General features: G+C 68.5%; 21 protein-coding genes. 15 read left to right on the top strand and 6 right to left on the bottom strand.

Features of this window, described 5'->3' with window-relative positions:
* Positions 1 to 19: 19 nt before the first annotated feature.
* Complete coding sequence (locus tag BM133_RS22275) at positions 20 to 496, bottom strand: DUF2244 domain-containing protein (protein WP_093439357.1); 477 nt, start codon at positions 494 to 496, stop codon at positions 20 to 22.
* A gap of 188 nt (positions 497 to 684) precedes the next feature.
* A complete protein-coding gene (locus BM133_RS22270; protein WP_093438533.1) occupies positions 685 to 1,599 on the bottom strand; it encodes a class I SAM-dependent methyltransferase in 915 nt (304 codons plus the stop codon).
* Between the two features lie 23 nt (positions 1,600 to 1,622).
* Between BM133_RS22270 and BM133_RS22265 the strand changes: the two genes are divergently transcribed.
* The 3 genes from BM133_RS22265 to BM133_RS22255 all read left to right on the top strand — a co-directional run bounded on the left by BM133_RS22265 (position 1,623) and on the right by BM133_RS22255 (position 3,272).
* Positions 1,623 to 2,348 carry a ComF family protein gene (locus BM133_RS22265; protein ID WP_093438530.1) on the top strand — a complete coding sequence of 242 codons (726 nt, stop codon included), beginning with the start codon at positions 1,623 to 1,625 and terminating at the stop codon, positions 2,346 to 2,348.
* A gap of 31 nt (positions 2,349 to 2,379) precedes the next feature.
* Positions 2,380 to 2,841: a tRNA (uridine(34)/cytosine(34)/5-carboxymethylaminomethyluridine(34)-2'-O)-methyltransferase TrmL gene (gene trmL / locus BM133_RS22260; RefSeq protein ID WP_093438528.1), complete on the top strand. Its 462-nt coding sequence runs from the start codon at positions 2,380 to 2,382 to the stop codon at positions 2,839 to 2,841.
* 128 nt (positions 2,842 to 2,969) lie between these two features.
* Positions 2,970 to 3,272: a DUF4148 domain-containing protein gene (locus BM133_RS22255; RefSeq protein WP_093438525.1), complete on the top strand. Its 303-nt coding sequence runs from the start codon at positions 2,970 to 2,972 to the stop codon at positions 3,270 to 3,272.
* Between the two features lie 15 nt (positions 3,273 to 3,287).
* On the opposite strand, the gene BM133_RS22250 is transcribed toward BM133_RS22255, so the two are convergent.
* Together BM133_RS22250 and BM133_RS22245 are read right to left on the bottom strand one after the other, a co-directional pair.
* Positions 3,288 to 3,758 carry a MaoC family dehydratase gene (locus tag BM133_RS22250; protein ID WP_093438523.1) on the bottom strand — a complete coding sequence of 157 codons (471 nt, stop codon included), beginning with the start codon at positions 3,756 to 3,758 and terminating at the stop codon, positions 3,288 to 3,290.
* A gap of 165 nt (positions 3,759 to 3,923) precedes the next feature.
* The gene (locus BM133_RS22245; protein ID WP_093438520.1) at positions 3,924 to 4,544 is read right to left on the bottom strand and encodes a ParA family protein; all 621 of its coding nucleotides are present in this window, start codon (positions 4,542 to 4,544) and stop codon (positions 3,924 to 3,926) included.
* Positions 4,545 to 4,720: 176 nt separating this feature from the next.
* Here BM133_RS22245 and BM133_RS22240 point away from each other — a divergent pair, with 176 nt between their 5' ends.
* A complete protein-coding gene (locus BM133_RS22240; RefSeq protein ID WP_093438518.1) occupies positions 4,721 to 5,470 on the top strand; it encodes a glutathione-regulated potassium-efflux system oxidoreductase KefF in 750 nt (249 codons plus the stop codon).
* Between the two features lie 2 nt (positions 5,471 to 5,472).
* Positions 5,473 to 7,323, top strand: coding sequence for a glutathione-regulated potassium-efflux system protein KefC (kefC, locus tag BM133_RS22235; RefSeq protein ID WP_093438515.1), 1,851 nt, complete (start codon positions 5,473 to 5,475; stop codon positions 7,321 to 7,323).
* Positions 7,324 to 7,341: 18 nt separating this feature from the next.
* On the opposite strand, the gene BM133_RS22230 is transcribed toward kefC, so the two are convergent.
* Positions 7,342 to 8,208 (bottom strand): amidohydrolase family protein, encoded by an 867-nt coding sequence (locus BM133_RS22230; RefSeq protein WP_093438513.1) that lies wholly within the window; start codon positions 8,206 to 8,208, stop codon positions 7,342 to 7,344.
* Between the two features lie 104 nt (positions 8,209 to 8,312).
* Here BM133_RS22230 and BM133_RS22225 point away from each other — a divergent pair, with 104 nt between their 5' ends.
* The 6 genes from BM133_RS22225 to BM133_RS22200 are packed head-to-tail and all read left to right on the top strand — an operon-like array spanning position 8,313 to position 15,033.
* Complete coding sequence (locus tag BM133_RS22225) at positions 8,313 to 9,086, top strand: crotonase/enoyl-CoA hydratase family protein (RefSeq protein ID WP_093438510.1); 774 nt, start codon at positions 8,313 to 8,315, stop codon at positions 9,084 to 9,086.
* A complete protein-coding gene (locus BM133_RS22220) occupies positions 9,083 to 10,936 on the top strand; it encodes a feruloyl-CoA synthase (protein WP_093438508.1) in 1,854 nt (617 codons plus the stop codon). The genes BM133_RS22225 and BM133_RS22220 overlap by 4 nt, the downstream gene beginning before the upstream one ends.
* A 22-nt stretch (positions 10,937 to 10,958) precedes the next feature.
* Positions 10,959 to 11,723, top strand: coding sequence for an SDR family NAD(P)-dependent oxidoreductase (locus tag BM133_RS22215; protein WP_093438505.1), 765 nt, complete (start codon positions 10,959 to 10,961; stop codon positions 11,721 to 11,723).
* 34 nt (positions 11,724 to 11,757) lie between these two features.
* Positions 11,758 to 12,750, top strand: coding sequence for a Bug family tripartite tricarboxylate transporter substrate binding protein (locus BM133_RS22210; RefSeq protein ID WP_093438502.1), 993 nt, complete (start codon positions 11,758 to 11,760; stop codon positions 12,748 to 12,750).
* Between the two features lie 8 nt (positions 12,751 to 12,758).
* The gene (locus tag BM133_RS22205; protein ID WP_093438500.1) at positions 12,759 to 14,504 is read left to right on the top strand and encodes an acyl-CoA dehydrogenase family protein; all 1,746 of its coding nucleotides are present in this window, start codon (positions 12,759 to 12,761) and stop codon (positions 14,502 to 14,504) included.
* 37 nt (positions 14,505 to 14,541) lie between these two features.
* Positions 14,542 to 15,033 (top strand): MarR family winged helix-turn-helix transcriptional regulator, encoded by a 492-nt coding sequence (locus BM133_RS22200; protein WP_093438497.1) that lies wholly within the window; start codon positions 14,542 to 14,544, stop codon positions 15,031 to 15,033.
* Between the two features lie 110 nt (positions 15,034 to 15,143).
* Here the strand turns inward: BM133_RS22200 and BM133_RS22195 are convergent, their stop codons facing one another.
* Positions 15,144 to 15,797: a TetR/AcrR family transcriptional regulator gene (locus BM133_RS22195; protein WP_093438495.1), complete on the bottom strand. Its 654-nt coding sequence runs from the start codon at positions 15,795 to 15,797 to the stop codon at positions 15,144 to 15,146.
* A gap of 138 nt (positions 15,798 to 15,935) precedes the next feature.
* Between BM133_RS22195 and BM133_RS22190 the strand changes: the two genes are divergently transcribed.
* The 4 genes from BM133_RS22190 to BM133_RS22175 are packed head-to-tail and all read left to right on the top strand — an operon-like array spanning position 15,936 to position 18,908.
* Positions 15,936 to 16,370 carry a VOC family protein gene (locus tag BM133_RS22190; RefSeq protein WP_093438493.1) on the top strand — a complete coding sequence of 145 codons (435 nt, stop codon included), beginning with the start codon at positions 15,936 to 15,938 and terminating at the stop codon, positions 16,368 to 16,370.
* Positions 16,371 to 16,414: 44 nt separating this feature from the next.
* Entirely contained in the window at positions 16,415 to 16,942 is a 528-nt protein-coding gene (locus tag BM133_RS22185; protein WP_093438490.1) for an SRPBCC family protein, read from the top strand.
* A gap of 30 nt (positions 16,943 to 16,972) precedes the next feature.
* Entirely contained in the window at positions 16,973 to 17,392 is a 420-nt protein-coding gene (locus BM133_RS22180) for a VOC family protein (protein ID WP_093438487.1), read from the top strand.
* 46 nt (positions 17,393 to 17,438) lie between these two features.
* Entirely contained in the window at positions 17,439 to 18,908 is a 1,470-nt protein-coding gene (locus BM133_RS22175) for a DHA2 family efflux MFS transporter permease subunit (RefSeq protein WP_093438485.1), read from the top strand.
* The last annotated feature ends 41 nt before the right edge of the window (positions 18,909 to 18,949 follow it).

Raw genomic sequence — 18,949 nt, 5'->3', positions numbered from 1 at the left:
CAACGCTGCGCAAGCCGCTTCAAGCGCCACGCAACGCCATGCGAATCTCGCGCGCCAGTGCCGCACGCAACTCCGGGCGTACATAGCGCCCCACCCTGACTGATCGACCCTGCCCCGAGACCTCGATCAGCGAGCGATCGCTGGTCTGCGGTTCGATCCGCACCTGGTGCGGAAGAAATTCCGTGCGTTCGTAGCGCCCACCGTCCTCGAGCTCCACGACCAGCCGTCCGCCCTGCAACGCGATCCGTTCTCCATCGGTCGCATGCCGCGCGTACAGCATGAATGCGAAACCCACCGCGGCCAGCTCGAGCCAGGCGAATGGCAGCACCAGCGGCGCACCGTGCAGCCAGAACACCGTACCGATACCGAGCGATACCACGCACAGCGACGCGTAGAGCCAGCCCAGCTGGCTCGGGGTCACCGAGCAGTTCCGCTTCAGGAACCAGTGAATGCTCTGGCCTGAAACGGTGGCAAAACGAAACACGGAATTCGACACGGGCGAGTTCAGCAAATCGGTGCGTCGATGGTAGCCAAACCCCTCGTACGCCCTCGTACAAACGGGATCCAACAGGCCCTCGATCGCGGGACAATACCCGCGAGTTTCACGCAACGGCGGATTGTAGCGGGTAGATACCGGCGCTCGCAGGCCCTGTGGGACGCCTACGGGTCACTACTACTAGGCAATCAGGCACCCGGCCGACCTCGTTGCAGCATCGAGCGCATCTCGCGCAGCGACACCGCGCTTTCGGCCGCGAGCGACACGCGCGGCGCCGGCTTGAAGGCATGGCCGTAGATGACCTCGAAGGTCAGCGCGATGTGGCCATTGCCACCCTCGGCCGGCGCCAGTTCGGGCAACGCGCTCTTCAGCGCCTTGTGCCAGGCCTTGCCGCGCAGCGCCGGGAAACGCCCCGGGTGCAGGTTGCGCCCGAGCGTGCGCAGCTCGGCCAGCGCGGCCTCGGGCGTGGCCCAGGTGAGCACGATGCGCTCCATGTCCATCACGGGCTCGGCGAAACCGGCGTGCACCAGCATGTCGCCCCAGTCGTGCATGTCGGTGTATTCGTGGCCGGCCGCGGGCCAGCCCAGGCGTGCATGCAGCGCGCGCAGTTCGCGCACGGTGTCCGGGCCCAGGCACGAGAACATCAGGAAGCCGTCGGTCGCGACGAGCCGGTGCCATTGGGAGATCAGCGCCTCGGGGTCGGCGGCCATGTGCAGCGACATGTTGGCCCAGAGCAGGTCCACGCCGTCCTCGGGCGGCGCGTCGAAGCGGGCCTTGCCGCCCTGCCAGCGGCGTGCGCTCCACCAGGGCGCGGCCAGCGCCTCGCCGGTCTTGCCGGCCAGGGCCGGTTCGGGCTCGATCACATGAGAGGCGGCATCGCGATAACGGCGCGCCACCAATTCGTGCGCCTCCAGACCGCCACGCAGCGGCGCCCAGTCGGCCCAGGTGCGGGGCTGCGCCTTGATCCATTGCAGCCGGTCTTCCATGCGCCGGCCGATTTCTTCATGCAGCCATGGCGAGCCCTCGGCAGGCGCAAGCCGGCGCCAGCGCGCGGCCGCCGTGGGGTCGATGGTCGGCGGTCTTCTTGCGGGGTCGGTGGCCATGGGGCCGTGAGTATATTGAGACCATGTTCAGCCACCGGGCCCTGAGGCCTTTCACCTCACTCTTTGCGGGACTCGCGCGGCTGCCCAGCCAGTGCGAGGTCTGCCGCGCCTGGCCTTCGCAGCCGGTGTGCGATGCCTGTATCGCGCGCTTCGCGCCGCCGGCTCCGCGTTGCGGTGGCTGCGCCCTGCCGGTGCCTGAAGGCGCCGCTCGGTGCGGCGACTGCGTGCTGCACCCGCCGCCGCTGGACGCCTGCCTGGCGGCCTGCACCTACGCCTGGCCCTGGCCCGATGCCATCGCCCGGTTCAAGTTCCGCGGGGATGCCGGTTGGGCAGGTCCGTTCGCGACCCTGCTGCGCAGCGCGCCCTGGGTGGAGCCGGCGCTGGAGCAGTCCGACATCGTGCTGCCGATGCCGCTCGCGCCCGGCCGGCTGCGCGAGCGCGGCTTCAACCAGTCGCTCGAACTCGCGCGCCGCATGGCGCCGGCCAAGACCGACGCGACGCTGCTGCTGCGCACCCGCGAGACCCCGGCGCAGAGCGGCCTCGCGCGCGCCGAGCGCCTGCGCAACCTGCGCGGCGCCTTCGCCGTGGAGCCATTGCGCGCGGACAAGGTGCGGGGAAAACGCATCGTGCTGGTCGACGACGTGATGACCAGCGGCGCCTCGCTGTTCGCCGCCGCCGAAACGCTCCGGCTGGCCGGCAGCGCGCACATCACCGCGGTCGTGCTGGCCCGCACCGATCCGCCCCGCTGACCGGTCCACCCGGCCCGCCGACAATCGGCGGATGTTCCATATCGTCCTGGTCCACCCCGAAATTCCGCCGAACACCGGCAACGTGATCCGGCTCGCGGCCAACACCGGCTGCACGCTGCACCTGGTCGAGCCGCTCGGCTTTTCGATGGACGACCGCCTCTTGCGCCGCGCCGGGCTCGACTATCACGAGTACGCCGAGGTGAAGCGCCATGCCGGCTGGCAAGCGTTGATCGATGCGGAAAGCCCCGCCGCCGACCGCATGTTCGCCCTCACCACCCGCGGCACGCGCGCCGTGCACGACGTGCGCTTCCAGCCGGGCGACTGGCTGGTGTTCGGCTCCGAGACCAGCGGCCTGCCGCCCGCGGTGCGCGACGGCTTCGCCGAGCCGCAGCGCCTGCGGCTGCCGATGCGCGAGGGGCAGCGCAGCCTGAACCTCTCGAACGCCGTGGCAGTGACGGTGTTCGAAGCCTGGCGGCAAAACGGATTCAGCTGACCCTTCGCGCGGCAAGGGCGCATCCGGTCGGCGCGGCGCAGCGTATGGATGTCATGCCGGCGCGAAAAGCAGTCACTGCATCCGCTCCGGCATCGAGTCCTTCAACGCTTTGCTCAAGGAGTTCCATCATGAATGCCAAGTCGATTGCTCTCACCTCGCTTGCGACCGTCGCCACGCTCGCCCTCAGCACCGGTGCCCAGGCCTTCCAGGGTGAACAGAACCCGCTGCCGCCCGCGCCCTTCCAGTCGACGCTCTCACGGGCCGAGGTGCAGGCCCAGGCGCGCCAGCCTTTGAAGATCGGCAACGGCGGCACCGGCGTGGCCCAGCAGACCAACGGCAACACCGACCGCGCCGCGGTCCGCGCCAGCGCGCTCGGCATCACGCGGCAAGGCGCCGCCACCTATGGCGAAGTGACCGACCGCCGGATGTAAGACAGAAAACCGCGCTCAGCGGTAGCGGCGCACCACCGACTCGGCGACACAGGCCGGCTTGGCCGCGCCTTCGAGCTCGATGGCGGTTTCCCAGGTCATCTGGAGGCCGTCGTCGGGAATCGGCTCCGCGGTCAGCAGCTTCATGCGGGCCCGCAGGCGCTTGCCCACCGGCACCGGCGACATGAAGCGCACCCGGTTCAGCCCGTAGTTCACGCCCATGCGCGACTCCACCACGTCGAACGCGGTCTCGTAGAAACGCGGCAGCAGCGACAGCGTGAGAAATCCGTGGGCGATCGGCCCGCCGAAGGGGCCGGCCTTGGCCCGCTCGACATCGACATGAATCCACTGGTGGTCGCCCGTCGCCTCGGCGAACTGGTTGACCTGCTCCTGCGTGACGGTGATCCAGTCGCTCACGGCGACTTCCTGGCCGACGCAGGCGGCGAGATCCTGAAGGGTCTGGAATGTCTTTTTGGTCATGCGCGGCATTCTGGTGCCAAGGGCCTGGGCGCGGCTGTCGGCATCGCGACAACCGGGGTCAGGGAAAACCGGGAGTTGCGAGCGCCGCCGGGCCGCCCCAAGGCGAGCCGCGCCTCCCCCTCGGGGGGGTGGCGAATTACACGCAGCGAAGCGAAGTGAAACGCCGGGGGGCCATCAGGCCTCCAGCCACTGGCAGATCGGCTGCCACTGCTCCAGGTCGCGCTGCACGCGGCCAGGCGCGATGTCGAACAGCGTGAGCCCGCGCGCGGCGAGCTGCACGTAGTTCTGCGTGTCGCGCAACTCGCCCAGCACGGGCACGCCGAGCCCCGCGATGAATTCGTTCAGCCGGTCGGCCGCCAGGGTGCGCGCATTCACGCGCATGCCCACGAGGCCGATCCTGGTTTTCTCGGCGCGGCGCTGCTCCAGCAGCCGGTCGAGGAAGTCGCGCGTGGCGTAGATGTCGAAGATGCTCGGCTGCAGCGGCACGATCACCCGGTCGGCCAGCGCCAGCACGTCCTTGAAGCGCCAGCCGTGCAGGCCGGCGGGCGTGTCGAGCACCGCGTGCGTGGTGCCGCGCGGGGGGCGCACCACGGCGCTGTCGCCGGAGGCTTCCCAGGTGGAGATGGGCCGGGCCATCGGCGGGCGCAAGCCCAGCCAGAGCCGCGAGGACTGCTGGCGATCCACGTCGCCCAGCATCACGGCATGGCCGCGGCTCGCAAAGTAACCCGCGATGTTCGTCGCGATCGTCGACTTGCCAACGCCACCCTTGGGGTTGGCGACCAGAACCACCGGCATGGCGTTCTCCTCCAGAGTTGGAACAGGCCCGCATCGTAGTGCCTGCTCGCGAAACACCGCGAAACACCGCGGAACCGGCTTTGCCGGGCCGTTGGTGTTGCCCCCGGAAGGGGGTTGGCGAAGCGACACGAAGTGCGCGAAGCCTGGGGGAGAGCCTTCTTTGCTATGTTCGCGGCATGACGACAACAACACTTCCGGGAAACCCCGCCGACGACACCGGCGGTATCTACGTGATTGCGGCCCACCCCCACTGGCGCGATTCGCGCGTGAACCGCCGCATGCTGGCCGCCGCGCGGGCGGTGCCGGGGGTGGAGGTCAACGACCTCTACGGCAGCTACCCCGACTTCGCCATCGATGTCGAGGCCGAGCAGGCCCGCCTCGCGAAAGCCCGCCTGGTCGTGCTGGTGCATCCGATCCAGTGGTACTCGATGCCGGCGCTGCAGAAGCTCTGGGTCGACGACGTGCTCACCTACGGCTGGGCCTACGGCCCCGGCGGCACCGCCCTGCAGGGCAAGGACTTCTGGCTGGTCGCCACCACCGGCAGCCCCGAGCCGAGCTACCACCCCCAGAGCTACCACCGCTATTTCTTCGACGCCTTCCTGCCGCCCTACGAACAGACCGCCGCGCTCTGCGGCATGCGCTTCTTGCCGCCGCTCGTCTTCTACGGCGCCCGCAGCGCCGAGGAGGCCGAGGTGACGGCGCATGTCCAGACCTACGCCCAGCGCCTGGGCAGCTACCCCGACTGGCCCGAGATCGAGGAGATCGACGCCTGCATCGCCTGCCCCGTGCCCGAAGCCGACCGCCCGGCCGAGTCCGACGACATGGGCAAGGTGGTAGCCAGCACCTTCCACTCCGCGATGACCCGCGGCATCGCCTCCATGTCCGCCGCCAACGAAAACAACAGCAACCACGAAGGCACGGCCTGAGCATGGAACACGCACCCGCCTGGCTGACCAGCAGCCTCATCTACCTGGGCGCCGCCGTGCTGGTGGTGCCGCTGTCGAAGTTCCTCGGGCTCGGCTCGATCATCGGCTACCTGGTGGCCGGCATCGCGATCGGCCCGTGGGGGCTGGGCCTCGTGTCCAGCGTGGAGGACGTGCTGCATTTCGCCGAGTTCGGCGTGGTGCTGATGCTGTTTCTCGTCGGCCTCGAACTCGAACCCAAGCGCCTGTGGAACCTGCGCCGGCCCATCTTCGGCTGGGGCGCCGCGCAGGTGCTCAGCTGCGCCGCGGTGCTCTTTGCCGCGGGTTGGGCCGTCGGTGCCGAATGGCGCGTGGCGCTGGTGGCATCGCTGGGTCTCGCGCTCTCCTCCACCGCCATCGCGCTGCAGGTGTTCGGCGAGCGCAACCTGCTCAAGACGCCGAGCGGCCAGGCCGGCTTTTCGATCCTGCTGTTCCAGGACGTGGCGGCCATCCCGATCCTTGCGCTGCTGCCGCTGCTGGCGGGCGCCACCGCGGCCGAGCAATCGCTCAGCGGCCTGGACCGCGCGCTGGAAGCACTCAAGATCGTCGGCGTGATCGCCGGCATCATCCTCGGGGGCCGCTTGCTGCTGCGCCCCATCCTGCGCTGGATCGCGCGCAGCAACACGCCCGAGATCTTCACCGCCGCGGCGCTGCTGCTCGTGGTGGCCATCGCGGCGCTGATGCAGCTGGTGGGCCTGTCGATGGCGCTGGGCGCCTTCCTTGCCGGCGTGCTGCTCGCGGAAAGCGAATACCGGCGCGAGCTCGAGACCGACATCGAACCCTTCAAGGGCCTCTTGCTCGGCCTCTTTTTCATCGCCGTGGGCATGTCGATCAACTTCGGCGTGCTGATCGCGAGCCCGTGGCTCATGGCCGCGCTGGTGGTCGGCTTCATGGTCATCAAGCTGGTCGTGATCTACGCGCTCGCCAAGGCGATGGGCCTGGCCTACCAGGAGCGCCCGGTGTTCACGCTGCTGCTCGCGCAGGGCGGCGAGTTCGCATTCGTGGTGTTCCAGGCCGCGGGGCCCGACGTACTGCCGCCCGAGATCACTTCGCTCCTGATCGGCGCCGTGGCGCTGTCGATGCTCCTGTCGCCGCTCCTCCTGGTGCTGCTCGACAAGTTCGTGCTGCCGCGCTACAGCCGCACCAACGGCCCGCAGATGGAAGAAATATCCGAGCAGCAGGACGCCAAGGTGCTGATCTGCGGCTTCGGCCGCTATGGGCAGATCGTCGGGCGCATGCTGATGTCGCAGGGCCTGCGCGTGACGGTGCTGGACCACGATGCCGACACCGTCGAGGGCCTGCGCCAGTTCGGCTTTCGGGTGTTCTACGGCGATGCGACGCGGCTGGATTTGCTGCGCACCGCGGGCGCCGGATCGGCCAAGGCCATCGTGGTGGCGGTGGACGACATCGAGCAGTCGCTGGAGATCGTCGACCTGGTGACCGAGAACTTCCCGCAGGCCCGCATCATCGCGCGGGCCCGCAACGTGACCCACCTCTTCCAGCTGCGCGACCGCGGCGTGAAGGACATCGAGCGCGAGGTGTTCGAGTCGTCGCTGCGCAGCGCGCGCTCCACGCTCGAGGCGCTGGGCTGGCCGGCGCACGAGGCGCGCGAATCGACGATGCGGTTCCGCACGCGGAATATCAAGTTGAGCGACGAGATCTACCCGCACTACAAGGACCGCGCGAAGCTGATCGCGGCCAACAAGGAAGGCCGCCAGCAGTTCGAGGAGCAGATGGCGCGCGAACGCGAGGAGCGGCAGCGGCGCTCGGGGCGCGATTGGGATCGGATCGACGAGAAAGAAGAGGCGGATTCGTAGGCCGCCCTCTTCTCTTCGTCAGCCTTCCAGCTTCAGCAGCCGGACCGCGTTGCCCTTCAGGATTCCCGGCATCCCCTCCGGCTTGACCCCCGCCACTTCGAAGTCCTTCATCCACCGGTCGGGCGTGATCAGCGGGTAGTCGCTGCCGAAGAGGATGCGATCCTTCAGCAGCGTGTTGGCGTACTGCACCAGTTGCTTGGGAAAGTACTTGGGGCTCCAGCCCGAGAGGTCGATCCACACGTTGGGCTTGTGCGTCGCCACGCTCAGCGCCTCGTCCTGCCAGGGGAAGCTGGGGTGGGCCATCACGATCTGCATGTCGGGGAAGTCGATGGCCACGTCGTCCAGGTGCATCGGGTTGCTGTATTCGAGCCTGAGGCCTCCGCCGCAGCGCATGCCCGAGCCGATGCCGCTGTGGCCGGTGTGAAAGATGGCGGGCAGGCCGTATTCGGCAATCACCTCGTAGATCGGCCAGGCCATCTTGTCGTAGGGATGGAAGGCCTGCACCGTCGGGTGGAACTTGAAGCCCTTCACGCCGTGTTCCTCGATGAGCCGGCGCGCTTCGCGGGCGCCCATCTTTCCCTTGTGCGGATCGATGCTGGCGAAGGCAATCATGATGTCGCTGTTCTGCGCGGCCGCCTCGGCGATCTCTTCGTTCGGGATGCGGCGGCGGCCCATGTTCGACTCTGCATCGACCATGAACATCACCAGCCCGATCTTCCGCTCGCGGTAATACGCCACGCTCTCGGCGATGGTGGGACGGCCGCTCGAGCCGAAGTACTTGTCGGCGGCGCGGTCGTATTCCTCGCCGTAGTTGTCGAACGGGTTCCAGCAACTCACTTCGGCGTGGGTGTGGATGTCGATCGCGATGAGGTTCCGGGGGTCCATGTCGTTGTCTCCAGTACGTGTAAGTCCCTAGGATTCAAGGTGCCCAAGCGCCTTGAATTGATTATTTATCATAACCATAATCCAACTCACACACGAACGCAATCATGACCAATCCCGACCTCCACCTCGACATCCGCGACGAAGTCGCCATCGTCCGCCTGACACGGGGCGCCAAGCGCAATGCGCTGTCGGACGGCCTGATCCTCGCGTTGCGCGATACCTTCGAGAAGCTGCCCTCCACCGTGCGCGCCGTGGTGCTCGACGGCGAAGGCCCGCACTTCTGCGCGGGCCTGGACCTCGCCGAACTGAAGGAGCGCGACGCCGGCCAGGGCATGAAGCACTCGCGCCTGTGGCATGCCGCGCTCGACCTCGTCCAGCACGGCCCGGTGCCGGTGGTCGCGGCGCTGCACGGCGCGGTGGTCGGCGGCGGGCTCGAACTGGCGAGCGCCTGCCACATCCGCGTGGCCGACCGCTCCACCTTCTACGCGCTGCCCGAAGGCTCGCGCGGCATCTTCGTGGGCGGCGGCGGCTCGGTGCGCATCCCCAAGCTGATCGGCGTGGCCCGCATGACCGACATGATGATGACCGGCCGCGTCTACAACGCCGAGGACGGCGAGCGCGCCAACTTCGCGCAGTACCTGGTCGACGAGGGCACCGCCTTCGACAAGGCCTTCGAGCTTGCCAGGCGCATCGCCACCAACGCACCGCTCACCAACTACGCGCTGATGCACGCGCTGCCGCGCATCGCCGAGCAGTCGGCCGACCACGGTTTCTTCACCGAGGCGCTGATGTCCGGCATCGTGCAAGCCGCGCCCGAGGCCAAGGAGCGCGTGCGCGATTTCCTCGAAGGCCGCGGCGCGAAGGTGAGCAAGGGATGACCGCCGTTCGATACCGCCCGCTGGCCTTCGGCGTGACCCGCGCGGTGCTGCGCGACGGCGCACCGGGCACGCAGTACCTGCAGGCCGAGACGCAACTGGACGCGTACCGCGAGCGCATGACCGACCGCCTGGCGCACTGGGCCGAACATGCGCCCGACCGCACCTTCATCGCCCGCCGCGAACGGCTGGCCGACGGCAGCACCGGCGACTGGCTGCGCGTGTCGTACGCGCAGGCGCTGCAGGAGGCGCGCGGCATCGGACAGGCGCTGCTCGACCGCGGCCTGAACGCGGAGCGCCCGGTCGCGATCCTCAGCGAGAACGGCATCGAGCACGCGCTGCTCGCGCTGGGCTGCCTCTACGCCGGCGTGCCCTACTGCCCCGTGTCGCCGCCCTACTCGCTGGTGAGCCAGGACTTCGAGAAGCTGCGCCACGTGCTGGACACGCTCACGCCGGGCCTCGTGTTCGCGGCCGATGCCGCGCGCTACGGCCGCGCCATCGAAGCCGCCGTGCCGTCCGGCACCGAGGTCGTGCTCGCCGAAGGCCGGCTCGAAGGCCGCGCGACCACCGCGTTCAACGTCCTCGCCGCGACGCCAGCCACACCCGCCATCGACGCCGCGATGCGAGCGACCGGTCCCGACACCATCACCAAGTTCCTCTTCACCTCGGGCTCCACCAAGATGCCCAAGGCGGTGATCAACACGCACCGCATGTGGTGCGCCAACCAGCAGCAGCTGCGCCAGTCGATTCCCGCGCTGGGCGACGAGCCGCCGGTGCTCGTCGACTGGCTCCCCTGGAACCACACCTTCGGCGGCAACCACAACGTGGGCATCGTGCTGGACAACGGCGGCACGCTCTACATCGACGACGGCAAGCCCACGCCCGCGGGCATGGCCGAGACACTGCGGAACCTCCGCGAAGTCGCGCCCACCATCTACTTCAATGTGCCGACCGGCTTCGAGGCGATCGCCAACGCGATGGAAAGCGATGCGGTGCTGCGCCGCAACCTGCTGTCGCGCGTGAAGATGTTCTTCTACTCGGGCGCAGCGCTCTCGCAGCCGATCTGGGACAGCCTGCACAAGACGCAGGAGGCCGAGGTCGGCGAGCGCATCGTGATGGGCACGGGCCTGGGCATGACCGAGTCGGGCCCGTTCGCGCTCTACGTGACCGGCCCCGAAGTGAAGTCGGGCGACATCGGCCTGCCCGCGGCCGGCATCGAGCTCAAGCTGATCGAGGTCGACGGCAAGACCGAGGTGCGCTACCGCGGCCCCAACATCACGCCCGGCTACTGGCGCGCGCCCGATGCCACGGCCGAGGCCTTCGACGAGGAAGGTTTCTTCTCGACCGGCGACGCGGTGAAGTGGATAGCCGACGACAACATCCACCGGGGCCTGCGCTTCGACGGCCGCATCGCCGAAGACTTCAAGCTCGCCACCGGCACCTTCGTGAGCGTGGGGCCGCTCCGCGCGAAGATCATCGCGGCCGGCGCGCCCTATGTGCAGGACGCGGTGCTGACCGGCATCAACCTGAAGGAAGTCGGCGCGCTGATTTTCCCGACGCAGAAGGTGCGCCAGCTCGCGGGCCTCGGCGTCGACGCGACGATGCAGCAGGTGCTCGAGAGCGCACCGGTGCAGGCGCACTTCCAGCAGGTGGCCAACGAGCTGTCCGCCATGGGCACCGGCAGCGCCAACCGCATCGCGCGCCTTCATCTGATGGCCGAGCCGCCCTCCATCGACAAGGGCGAGGTGACCGACAAGGGATCGATCAACCAGCGCGCCGTGCTCAAGCACCGCGCCGCGCTCGCCGACGCGATGCACGCCGGCACCCTGCCCTTCACGCTCACGCCCCGCTAGACATTCCAGGAGACAACACACCATGAAGATCGAAGGACAAGCCGCCCTCGTCACCGGCGGCGCATCGGGCCTCGGAGAAGCCACCGCGCGCGAACTCGCGCGCCTGGGCGCCAAGGTCGCGGTGCTCGACCGCAACGCCGCGCTCGCCGAGAAGGTGGCCGCCGAAATCGGCGGCGTCGCGTGCACCTGCGACATCACCGACACCGACAGCGTGAATGCCGCGCTCGACAAGGCCGCTGCAGCCCACGGCCCCGCGCGCATCCTGATGAACGTGGCCGGCATCGGCAGCGCCAAGCGCATCGTCGGCAAGGACGGCAACCCGGCGCCGCTCGAAGACTTCGTGCGCGTGGTCAACATCAACCTCGTCGGCGGCTACAACATGGCGCGCCTGTTCGCGGCACGCTGCGCCAGGCTGGAAGCGCTGGACAACGGCGAGAAGGGCGTGATGCTCTTCACCGCTTCCGTCGCGGCCTTCGACGGCCAGGTGGGACAACAGGCCTACAGCGCCTCGAAGGGCGGCCTCGTCGGCATGACGCTGCCGATGGCGCGCGACCTCGCGCAGCACGCCATCCGCGTGTGCACCGTGGCGCCCGGCCTCTTCGCCACGCCGCTGCTGCTCGAATTGCCCGAGGCCGTGCAGCACTCGCTGGCCGCGTCGATTCCGTTTCCGCCGCGCCTGGGCAAGCCTTCGGAATTTGCCGAGCTGGCCTGTCACATCGTGACGAACGGCCACCTCAACGGCGAAGTCATTCGCATCGATGGCGCCCTGCGCATGGCGCCGCGCTGATTCCAGCCCCAGCAACCAACCAGGAGACAAGACCATGACCACCCGACGCCAGTTCGTGAACATGCTCGGCGGCACCGCCGCCATCGGTGCTCTGCACCCTCTCGCCGCGCTCGCCCAGCTGGTGCAGCAGCAGGTGAAGATCTACTACGGCTTCCCGGCCGGCAGCGCGGGCGACAGCGTGGCGCGCCGCGTGGCCGACAAGGTGGGCGACACGCCCTTCACCAAGACGAACCCGGTGGTCGAAAACAAGCCCGGCGCGGGCGGGCGCATCGCGCTCGACACGCTCAAGACCTCGCCGGCCGACGGCTCGGTGCTGTGCCTCGCGCAGGCCTCGGCGCTGTCGATCTATCCGCACATCTACACCAAGCTGGCCTACGCCATTCCGGACTTCGCCCCCATCTCCATCGGCGCCGTGATGACGCACGGCCTGGCCGTCGGCCCGATGGTGCCGGCCAGCGTGAAGACGCTGAAGGACTACATCGCCTGGGCCAAGGCCAACCCCGGCCAGGCCAGCTACGGCTCGCCGGGCGCGGGCTCCACGCCGCACTTCCTGGGCGCGCTGCTGGGCCTGAGTTCCGGCGCCGACCTGCGCCACGTGCCCTATCGCGGCTCGCTGCCCGGCATCAACGACGTGGTGGGCGGCCAGATCGCCTCGTGCATGACGCCTGCGGGCGACTGCCTGCCGTTCGCCAAGGCCGGCAAGCTGCGCGTGCTCGCCACCTCGGGGGCGCAGCGTCCGGCCTACCTGCCCGACGTGCCGACCTTCACCGAACAGGGCTTTCCGGAGATCGTGGCCGACGAATGGTTCGGCTTCTTCGCGCCGGCGAAAACGCCCGCCCCCGTCATCAGCGCCGCGAACGCCGCGATCCAGGCCGCGCTCAAGGACAAGGCCGTGGCCGATGGCCTGCTGTCGGTCGGGCTGCTCGCCCATGGCTCCTCGCCCGAGGAGATGAAGAAGTCGTTGCAGTCCGAGTACGAGCGCTGGGGTCCGCTGGTCAAGAAGATCGGCTTCACCGCCGAGTCCTGATGCCATCGATGGATTACGGCCCCCGCCCCGAAGACGTCCGCTTTCTCCTGAACGTGGTGCTCGATGCGCCTGCGCGGCTGCAGGCGCTCGCGCCTTTCGCCGAGGTCGACGAGGCGCTGCAATCGCAGGTGCTCGAGGAGGCCGCGCGCTTCGTCGGCGAAGTGGTGGCGCCGATCAATCGCGAAGGCGATGAAGTCGGCTGCCGCTTCGACAAGGGCCAAGTCATCTCGCCGCCGGGATTTCGCGAGGCGTATCAAGCGTTCATCGACGGCGGCTGGCCCGCGCTTTCCGCCGCGACCGAAGACGGTGGCCAGGGCCTGCCGTCGGTGCTCGAAGCCGTGCTCTACGAATGGCTCAGCGCGGCGAACCACGGCCTCACGATGGCGCCCGGCCTGCTGCACGGTGCCTACGCCTGCCTCAAGCACCACGGCAGCGAGGAACTCAGGAGCCGCTACCTGCAGAAGATCGCGACCGGCGAATGGCTCGCCACGATGTGCCTCACCGAAGCGCACGCGGGCAGCGATCTCGGCCAGGTGCGCACGCGTGCGGTGCCCCAGGCCGACGGCAGCTTGCGCGTGAGCGGCAGCAAGATCTTCATCTCGGGCGGCGAGCACGACCTGACGCCAAACATCGTGCATCTCGTGCTGTGCCGGCTGCCCGATGCGCCGGCCGGGCCGAAGGGCCTGTCGCTCGTGCTCGTGCCCAAGCTGCTGCCCGATGGCGCGCGCAACGCGGTGCACTGCGAGCGCATCGAGGAAAAGATGGGCCTGCACGGCAGCCCCACCTGCTCGATGCGCTTCGACGACGCCACCGGGTGGCTGGTTGGCGAGGCGGGCCGCGGCTTGGCCGCGATGTTCGTGATGATGAATTCGGCGCGCCTGCATGTGGCGCTGCAAGGCATCGGCCTGCTCGACGCCGCATGGCAGAAGGCCGACGCCTACGCGGCCGAGCGCCGCCAGATGCGCGCCCCCGGCGCCGCGCCCGCAAGCCGCGGCAACGAAGCGGCCGACCTGATCGCCGAGCACCCCGCCATCCGCCGCATCCTGGACACCCAGCGCGCCTGGATCGACGGCGCGCGCACGCTGGCGTATCGCAGCGCGCTGATGCTCGACGTGGCCGCCCACGACGCCGACCCCAAGGCCCGCGAGCGCGCGCAACGCTGGTGCTCGCTGGTCACGCCCGTGCTCAAGGCGGCCTGCACGCACCAGGCCTTCCATGGCGCGAGCGAATGCCTGCAGGTGTTCGGCGGCCACGGCTACGTGCGCGAATGGGGCATCGAGCAAGTGGTGCGCGACGCGCGCGTGACGATGATCTACGAGGGCACCAACGAGATCCAGGCCATCGACCTGCTGGTGCGCAAGGTGCTGCCCGACGGCGGCGCGGCCATGTCGGCCGTGCTGCTCGAACTGCGCGACACGCTCGATGCGTCGCGCGAGGCCGATGCCGACGTGCAGCGCCGGCTCGCGCAGCTGCGCTACCTGGGCACCACCATCGCGATGTCCGCGCACGCCGACCCCGTGCTGCCGTACGAGGTGGCCGACGACTACCTGCGGGTGGTGATGCTCACGATGATGGCGTGGGCCTGGGCGCGCATCGAGGCCACGGCGGGCGGCGCCTCGACCGAACGCGTGCGCGCGGCGGCCGCGTTCCGCCGCTGGGTGCTGCCCGAATTCGAGATGCGCCTGGGCATCGTCAAGCGCGCTTGCGAAGGCCTGGCCCTTTCGCACGCCGCCGCCGAAGGTGTCGCGCGGTAGATTCCCGGCGCCGCCACGGCCGGTTACGCTCGGGGCCATGCCTGCTCCCGCGAAAAAAACCTCCACGAAGAACGAGCCCGCTGCCTCCGCATCGAGCCGTTCGGACCGGCTCGATGCCCGCGTGCTCGAAACCCTGGTCGGCTACAACGCCCGCCGCGCCTGGCTCATCGTCAGCGGTTTCTTCGCGGAACGCATGGCGCCCTACGGGCTCAAGCAGATCGATTTCTCGGTGCTCTCGCTGCTGGCGCACAACCCGGGCGCCACCTCGCGGCAGCTGTGCACGACGCTGGACATCCTGCCGCCGAACCTCGTGAGCCTGGTGGCCACGCTGGACAGCCGGGGGCTGATCGAACGCCGGCCGCATCCGCACGACGGCCGCGCGGTCGGCCTGCACCTCACGTCCGACGGGGAAGCGCTGGTGCGCGAAGCCGAGCAGGCCGTGGTGCAGCTGGAAGCCGATGCCAGCGCCAAGCTCTCGGTGCGCGAGCGCGAGACGCTGATCAAGCTGCTGCAGAAGATCTACCTCTGATCGGAGAGCCGTTCGGGCTGAGCCTGTCGAAGCCTTGCGCGGCGCTTCGACAAGCTCAGCGCGAACGGTTTTCTCTGAATTCGGCGTGACTTGAAAATCGCGGGCGGCCGCTAGAGGCCGCGCTCCACCATGTCGATCAGGCGCTGCCCCAGCGCATGCGTGGTCTGCGCATCGAGCGCGCGCAGCGGCCCGTGGATGATCAGCAGCGCAAGCCCGTGCACCGCCGACCACGCGAGGTATTCGGCATTCGGGCGCCGCGCCGCATCGAGCACGCCGGCGTCCACCAGCCGGTCGATCGCCGCGCCCAGCAGCTGGAACGGGCCCATGCCGCTCGCCCCTGCGGCCGCGGGGCCCACTTCGCCCTCGCCCTCCTCGGTTATCACGAAGGCCGTGCGGAACAGCCCCGGCTCGGCCTGTGCGAACCGCAGGTAGGCCGTGCCGATGGCGCGCACCTGCGCGCGGGCGAAATCGGCCGGCGGCTGGTCGAAGTGCAGCACGGCCAGTTCGCTTTCCATCGCCTTGGCCGCGGCCGAGAGCGCCGCGCCGCGCACCGCCAGCAACAGCTCCTGGCGGCTGGCGAAGTGCCGGTAGGCCGCATTGGGCACCACGCCCGCGCGCCGCGTGGCCTCGCGCAGCACCACCGCGTCCGGGCCGCCGTCGCGCGCCAGTTCGATGCCCGCCTCCAGCAGCGCACGGCGCAGGTCGCCGTGGCGGTAGGTGCTGCGGGCGGGCGGCAGGCTTTCGGGGACGTTGTTGAGCTTCATTGCAATTCCATGTGGACACTGTCCATTATCCCTGCTATTCTTTGTGGACGGTGTACACAAAGTAATCCCATCGTATTCGCGCAGAAGCCGCTGCGCATCGTTGAAACCTCGAAACCTCTACAGCGAAAAGGAATTGCCATGAAAGTCCAGTCTTACCTGTCCTTCGAAGGCCGTTGCGACGAAGCGATCGCTTTCTACAAGAAGGCGCTCGGCGCCGAAGTCGTGCAGCTCATGCGCTACAGCGACGCGCCCGCCGATGCCGGCATGGAAAAAGGCGACGGCTGCGCCGGCGCCATGCCCAGCCCCGAGAAGGTGATGCACTCGGTCGTCCGCGTCGGCGAAACCGAGCTCATGTTCTCCGACGGCCGCTGCTCGGGCCAGGCGGAATTCAAGGGGATCATGCTGTCGATCGCCGCCTCCACCGACGCCGACGCCCGCAAGTGGTTCGACGCGCTGGCCGATGGCGGCCAGGTGATGCAGCCGCTGATGCCCACCTTCTTCACCTCCAGCTTCGGCATGCTCACCGACCGCTTCGGCGTGGGCTGGCTGCTGGTGGTCCACACCGGCCAGTAAGCCACAACACCCACCTGCCCTGCCCCTGCCCCAGGAGTCCCTTCATGCTCAAGAAAATCGTCCTCGTCATCCTCGCGCTGATCGCGATCGTGCTCGTCTACGCGGCCACCCGGCCCGACACCTTCCGCGTGGAGCGCACCGCGCACATCGCGGCACCGGCCGAGAAGATCTTTCCGCTGATCAACGACTTCCACCGCTGGGGCGAGTGGTCGCCCTACGAGAAGCTGGATCCGGGCATGAAGCGCAGCTTCGGCGGTGCGCCGGCCGGCCAGGGCGCGACCTACGCCTGGGAAGGCAACGACAAGGCGGGCGCGGGCAAGATGGAAATCGCGCAGTCGTCGCCTTCCTCGAAGGTCGCGATCAAGCTGGATTTCATCAAGCCCTTCGAAGGTCACAACATGGCCGATTTCACGCTGCAGCCCCAGGGCGACGCCACCCAGGTCACCTGGGCCATGTCCGGCCCAAGCCCCTACATCGCCAAGCTCATGGGCATCTTCTTCAACATGGACCAGATGATCGGCAAGGACTTCGAAACGGGTCTTGCCAACCTCAAGACGGCCACCGAAAAGTAACCACCTCAAAGCATCCCAAAGGAAACCACCATGTCTCCCATCCACGCCTACCTCACCTTCGACGGCAACGCACAAGAAGCCATGCGCTTCTACGAAAAGACCCTCGGCGGCACCATGCAGATGATGATGACCATCGGCGAAGCGCCCGACACCGAGCAGATGCCGCCCGAGTTCAAGAAGCGGATCATGCATGCCTCGCTGGCCTACGGCGAAGGCATGCTCATGGCTTCCGACACCATGCCCGGCCAGCCTTATGAAGGCATGAAGGGCTTCGGCGTTGCGCTGACCCTGGAGACCGTCGCCGAAGCGCGCCGCGTGTTCGATGCCTTCGCGGAGGGCGGCACCGTTTCCATGCCCTTCGAGAAGACCTTCTGGGTCGAAGCCTTCGGCATGGTGACCGACCGCTTCGGCACCCCCTGGCTCATCAACGGCGGCAAGCCGCTGGTCTAAAAAAACAAGGAACGCCGCATCGGCGACCTTTTCAGGAATCCACTCCATGACCGAAACACTCGACAACCGCAAGCGCTGGCTCGCCTTGATGGTGCTCTGCCTGGGCGTATTGATGATCGTGCTCGACACCACGATCGTGAACGTGGCATTGCCCTCGATCCGCACCGACCTCGGCTTCACCGAGACCTCGCTCGTGTGGGTGGTGAATGCCTACATGCTGACCTTCGGCGGCTTCCTGCTGCTGGGGGGGCGGCTGGGCGACCTGTACGGCCACCGCAGGCTCTTTTTGATCGGCCTCGTGCTCTTCACCGTCGCCTCGCTGGCCTGCGGCATCGCCCATTCGCAGGGCGTGCTGATCGCCGCGCGTGCGGTGCAGGGGCTGGGCGGCGCGGTGGTCTCGGCGGTGTCGCTTTCACTGATCATGAATCTCTTTACCGAACCGGCCGACCGCGCCAAGGCGATGGGCGTCTACGGCTTCGTGTGCGCCGGCGGCGGCAGCATCGGCGTGCTGCTGGGCGGGCTGCTCACGAGCTCGCTGAGCTGGCACTGGATCTTCCTGGTCAACCTTCCGATCGGCGTGGCGGTGTACGCGCTCTGCGTGGCGCTGCTGCCCAACGCGCGCGGCCAGGCGCACGGCGAAAAGCTCGACGTCGCCGGCGCGGTCACCGTCACGCTGTCGCTCATGCTCGCGGTGTACGGCGTGGTCAACGGCAACGAAGCCGGCTGGGGTTCCACGCAGACGCTGGGCCTGCTCGGCGCGGCCGTGGTGCTGCTGGCGGCATTCATCGCCATCGAGGCGCGCGTGCAGCATCCGCTGATGCCTCTGGGCCTCTTTCGCCTGCGCAGCGTGGCGGTGGCCAACGTGGTGGGCGTGCTGTGGGCGGCGGCGATGTTCGCGTGGTTCTTCATCTCCGCGCTCTACATGCAGCTGGTGCTGAACTACACGCCGATGCAGATCGGCTTGGCCTTCCTGCCGGCCAACATCATCATGGCGGTGTTCTCGCTCGGCCTCTCGGCCCGGCTGGTGATGCGCTTCGGCATCCGCAAGCCGCTGGCAGCCGGGCTCTGGCTTGCGGCCATCGGCCTGGCGCTGTTCGCGCGCGCACCGGTCAACGGCAACTTCGTGGTCGACGTGCTGCCCGGGATGATGCTGCTCGGCCTGGGCGCAGGCATGGCGTTCAACCCGGTGCTGCTGGCGGCGATGAGCGAAGTCGATCCGGCCGATTCGGGCCTCGCTTCGGGCGTGGTCAACACCGCTTTCATGATGGGCGGCGCACTCGGGTTGGCCGTGCTGGCCAGCGCGGCGGCGGCGCGCACCAGCGGGATGGAAGCGGCCGGCGCGCAGATGCCGCTCGCGCTCAACGGTGGCTACAACCTGGCATTTCTCGTGGGCGCCGTGTTCGCGGCACTGGCGGGTTTGATCGGGGTCTTGCTGCTTCGCACCGCACCGCCGGCGCAAATGCAGAACAACGAAGAGGCGGCACCCCGCGGGGCGGCAGGCGAATCGGCGTCGTGACGACAAGAACGACGCCATGCAGCCGCCGCTGTTTTTCCTTC

The organism is Variovorax sp. 770b2, from assembly GCF_900115685.1.
Classification (GTDB): Bacteria; Pseudomonadota; Gammaproteobacteria; order Burkholderiales; family Burkholderiaceae_C; genus Variovorax.
The sequence above is the reverse complement of the archived record's forward strand: the minus strand, read 5'-3'. Positions and strand labels throughout refer to the sequence as shown.

Coding starts and splice junctions, on each gene's coding strand:
- BM133_RS22195 (WP_093438495.1), bottom strand. CDS start 15,797: ATGAAGCTCAACAACGTCCCCGAAAGCCTGCCGCCCGCCCGCAGCACC.
- BM133_RS22230 (WP_093438513.1), bottom strand. CDS start 8,208: ATGGACCCCCGGAACCTCATCGCGATCGACATCCACACCCACGCCGAA.
- BM133_RS22245 (WP_093438520.1), bottom strand. CDS start 4,544: ATGCCGGTGGTTCTGGTCGCCAACCCCAAGGGTGGCGTTGGCAAGTCG.
- BM133_RS22250 (WP_093438523.1), bottom strand. CDS start 3,758: ATGCCGCGCATGACCAAAAAGACATTCCAGACCCTTCAGGATCTCGCC.
- BM133_RS22210 (WP_093438502.1), top strand. CDS start 11,758: ATGACCACCCGACGCCAGTTCGTGAACATGCTCGGCGGCACCGCCGCC.
- BM133_RS22220 (WP_093438508.1), top strand. CDS start 9,083: ATGACCGCCGTTCGATACCGCCCGCTGGCCTTCGGCGTGACCCGCGCG.
- BM133_RS22270 (WP_093438533.1), bottom strand. CDS start 1,599: ATGGCCACCGACCCCGCAAGAAGACCGCCGACCATCGACCCCACGGCG.
- trmL (WP_093438528.1), top strand. CDS start 2,380: ATGTTCCATATCGTCCTGGTCCACCCCGAAATTCCGCCGAACACCGGC.
- BM133_RS22205 (WP_093438500.1), top strand. CDS start 12,759: ATGGATTACGGCCCCCGCCCCGAAGACGTCCGCTTTCTCCTGAACGTG.
- kefC (WP_093438515.1), top strand. CDS start 5,473: ATGGAACACGCACCCGCCTGGCTGACCAGCAGCCTCATCTACCTGGGC.
- BM133_RS22240 (WP_093438518.1), top strand. CDS start 4,721: ATGACGACAACAACACTTCCGGGAAACCCCGCCGACGACACCGGCGGT.
- BM133_RS22185 (WP_093438490.1), top strand. CDS start 16,415: ATGCTCAAGAAAATCGTCCTCGTCATCCTCGCGCTGATCGCGATCGTG.
- BM133_RS22255 (WP_093438525.1), top strand. CDS start 2,970: ATGAATGCCAAGTCGATTGCTCTCACCTCGCTTGCGACCGTCGCCACG.
- BM133_RS22190 (WP_093438493.1), top strand. CDS start 15,936: ATGAAAGTCCAGTCTTACCTGTCCTTCGAAGGCCGTTGCGACGAAGCG.
- BM133_RS22175 (WP_093438485.1), top strand. CDS start 17,439: ATGACCGAAACACTCGACAACCGCAAGCGCTGGCTCGCCTTGATGGTG.
- BM133_RS22225 (WP_093438510.1), top strand. CDS start 8,313: ATGACCAATCCCGACCTCCACCTCGACATCCGCGACGAAGTCGCCATC.
- BM133_RS22215 (WP_093438505.1), top strand. CDS start 10,959: ATGAAGATCGAAGGACAAGCCGCCCTCGTCACCGGCGGCGCATCGGGC.
- BM133_RS22200 (WP_093438497.1), top strand. CDS start 14,542: ATGCCTGCTCCCGCGAAAAAAACCTCCACGAAGAACGAGCCCGCTGCC.
- BM133_RS22180 (WP_093438487.1), top strand. CDS start 16,973: ATGTCTCCCATCCACGCCTACCTCACCTTCGACGGCAACGCACAAGAA.
- BM133_RS22265 (WP_093438530.1), top strand. CDS start 1,623: ATGTTCAGCCACCGGGCCCTGAGGCCTTTCACCTCACTCTTTGCGGGA.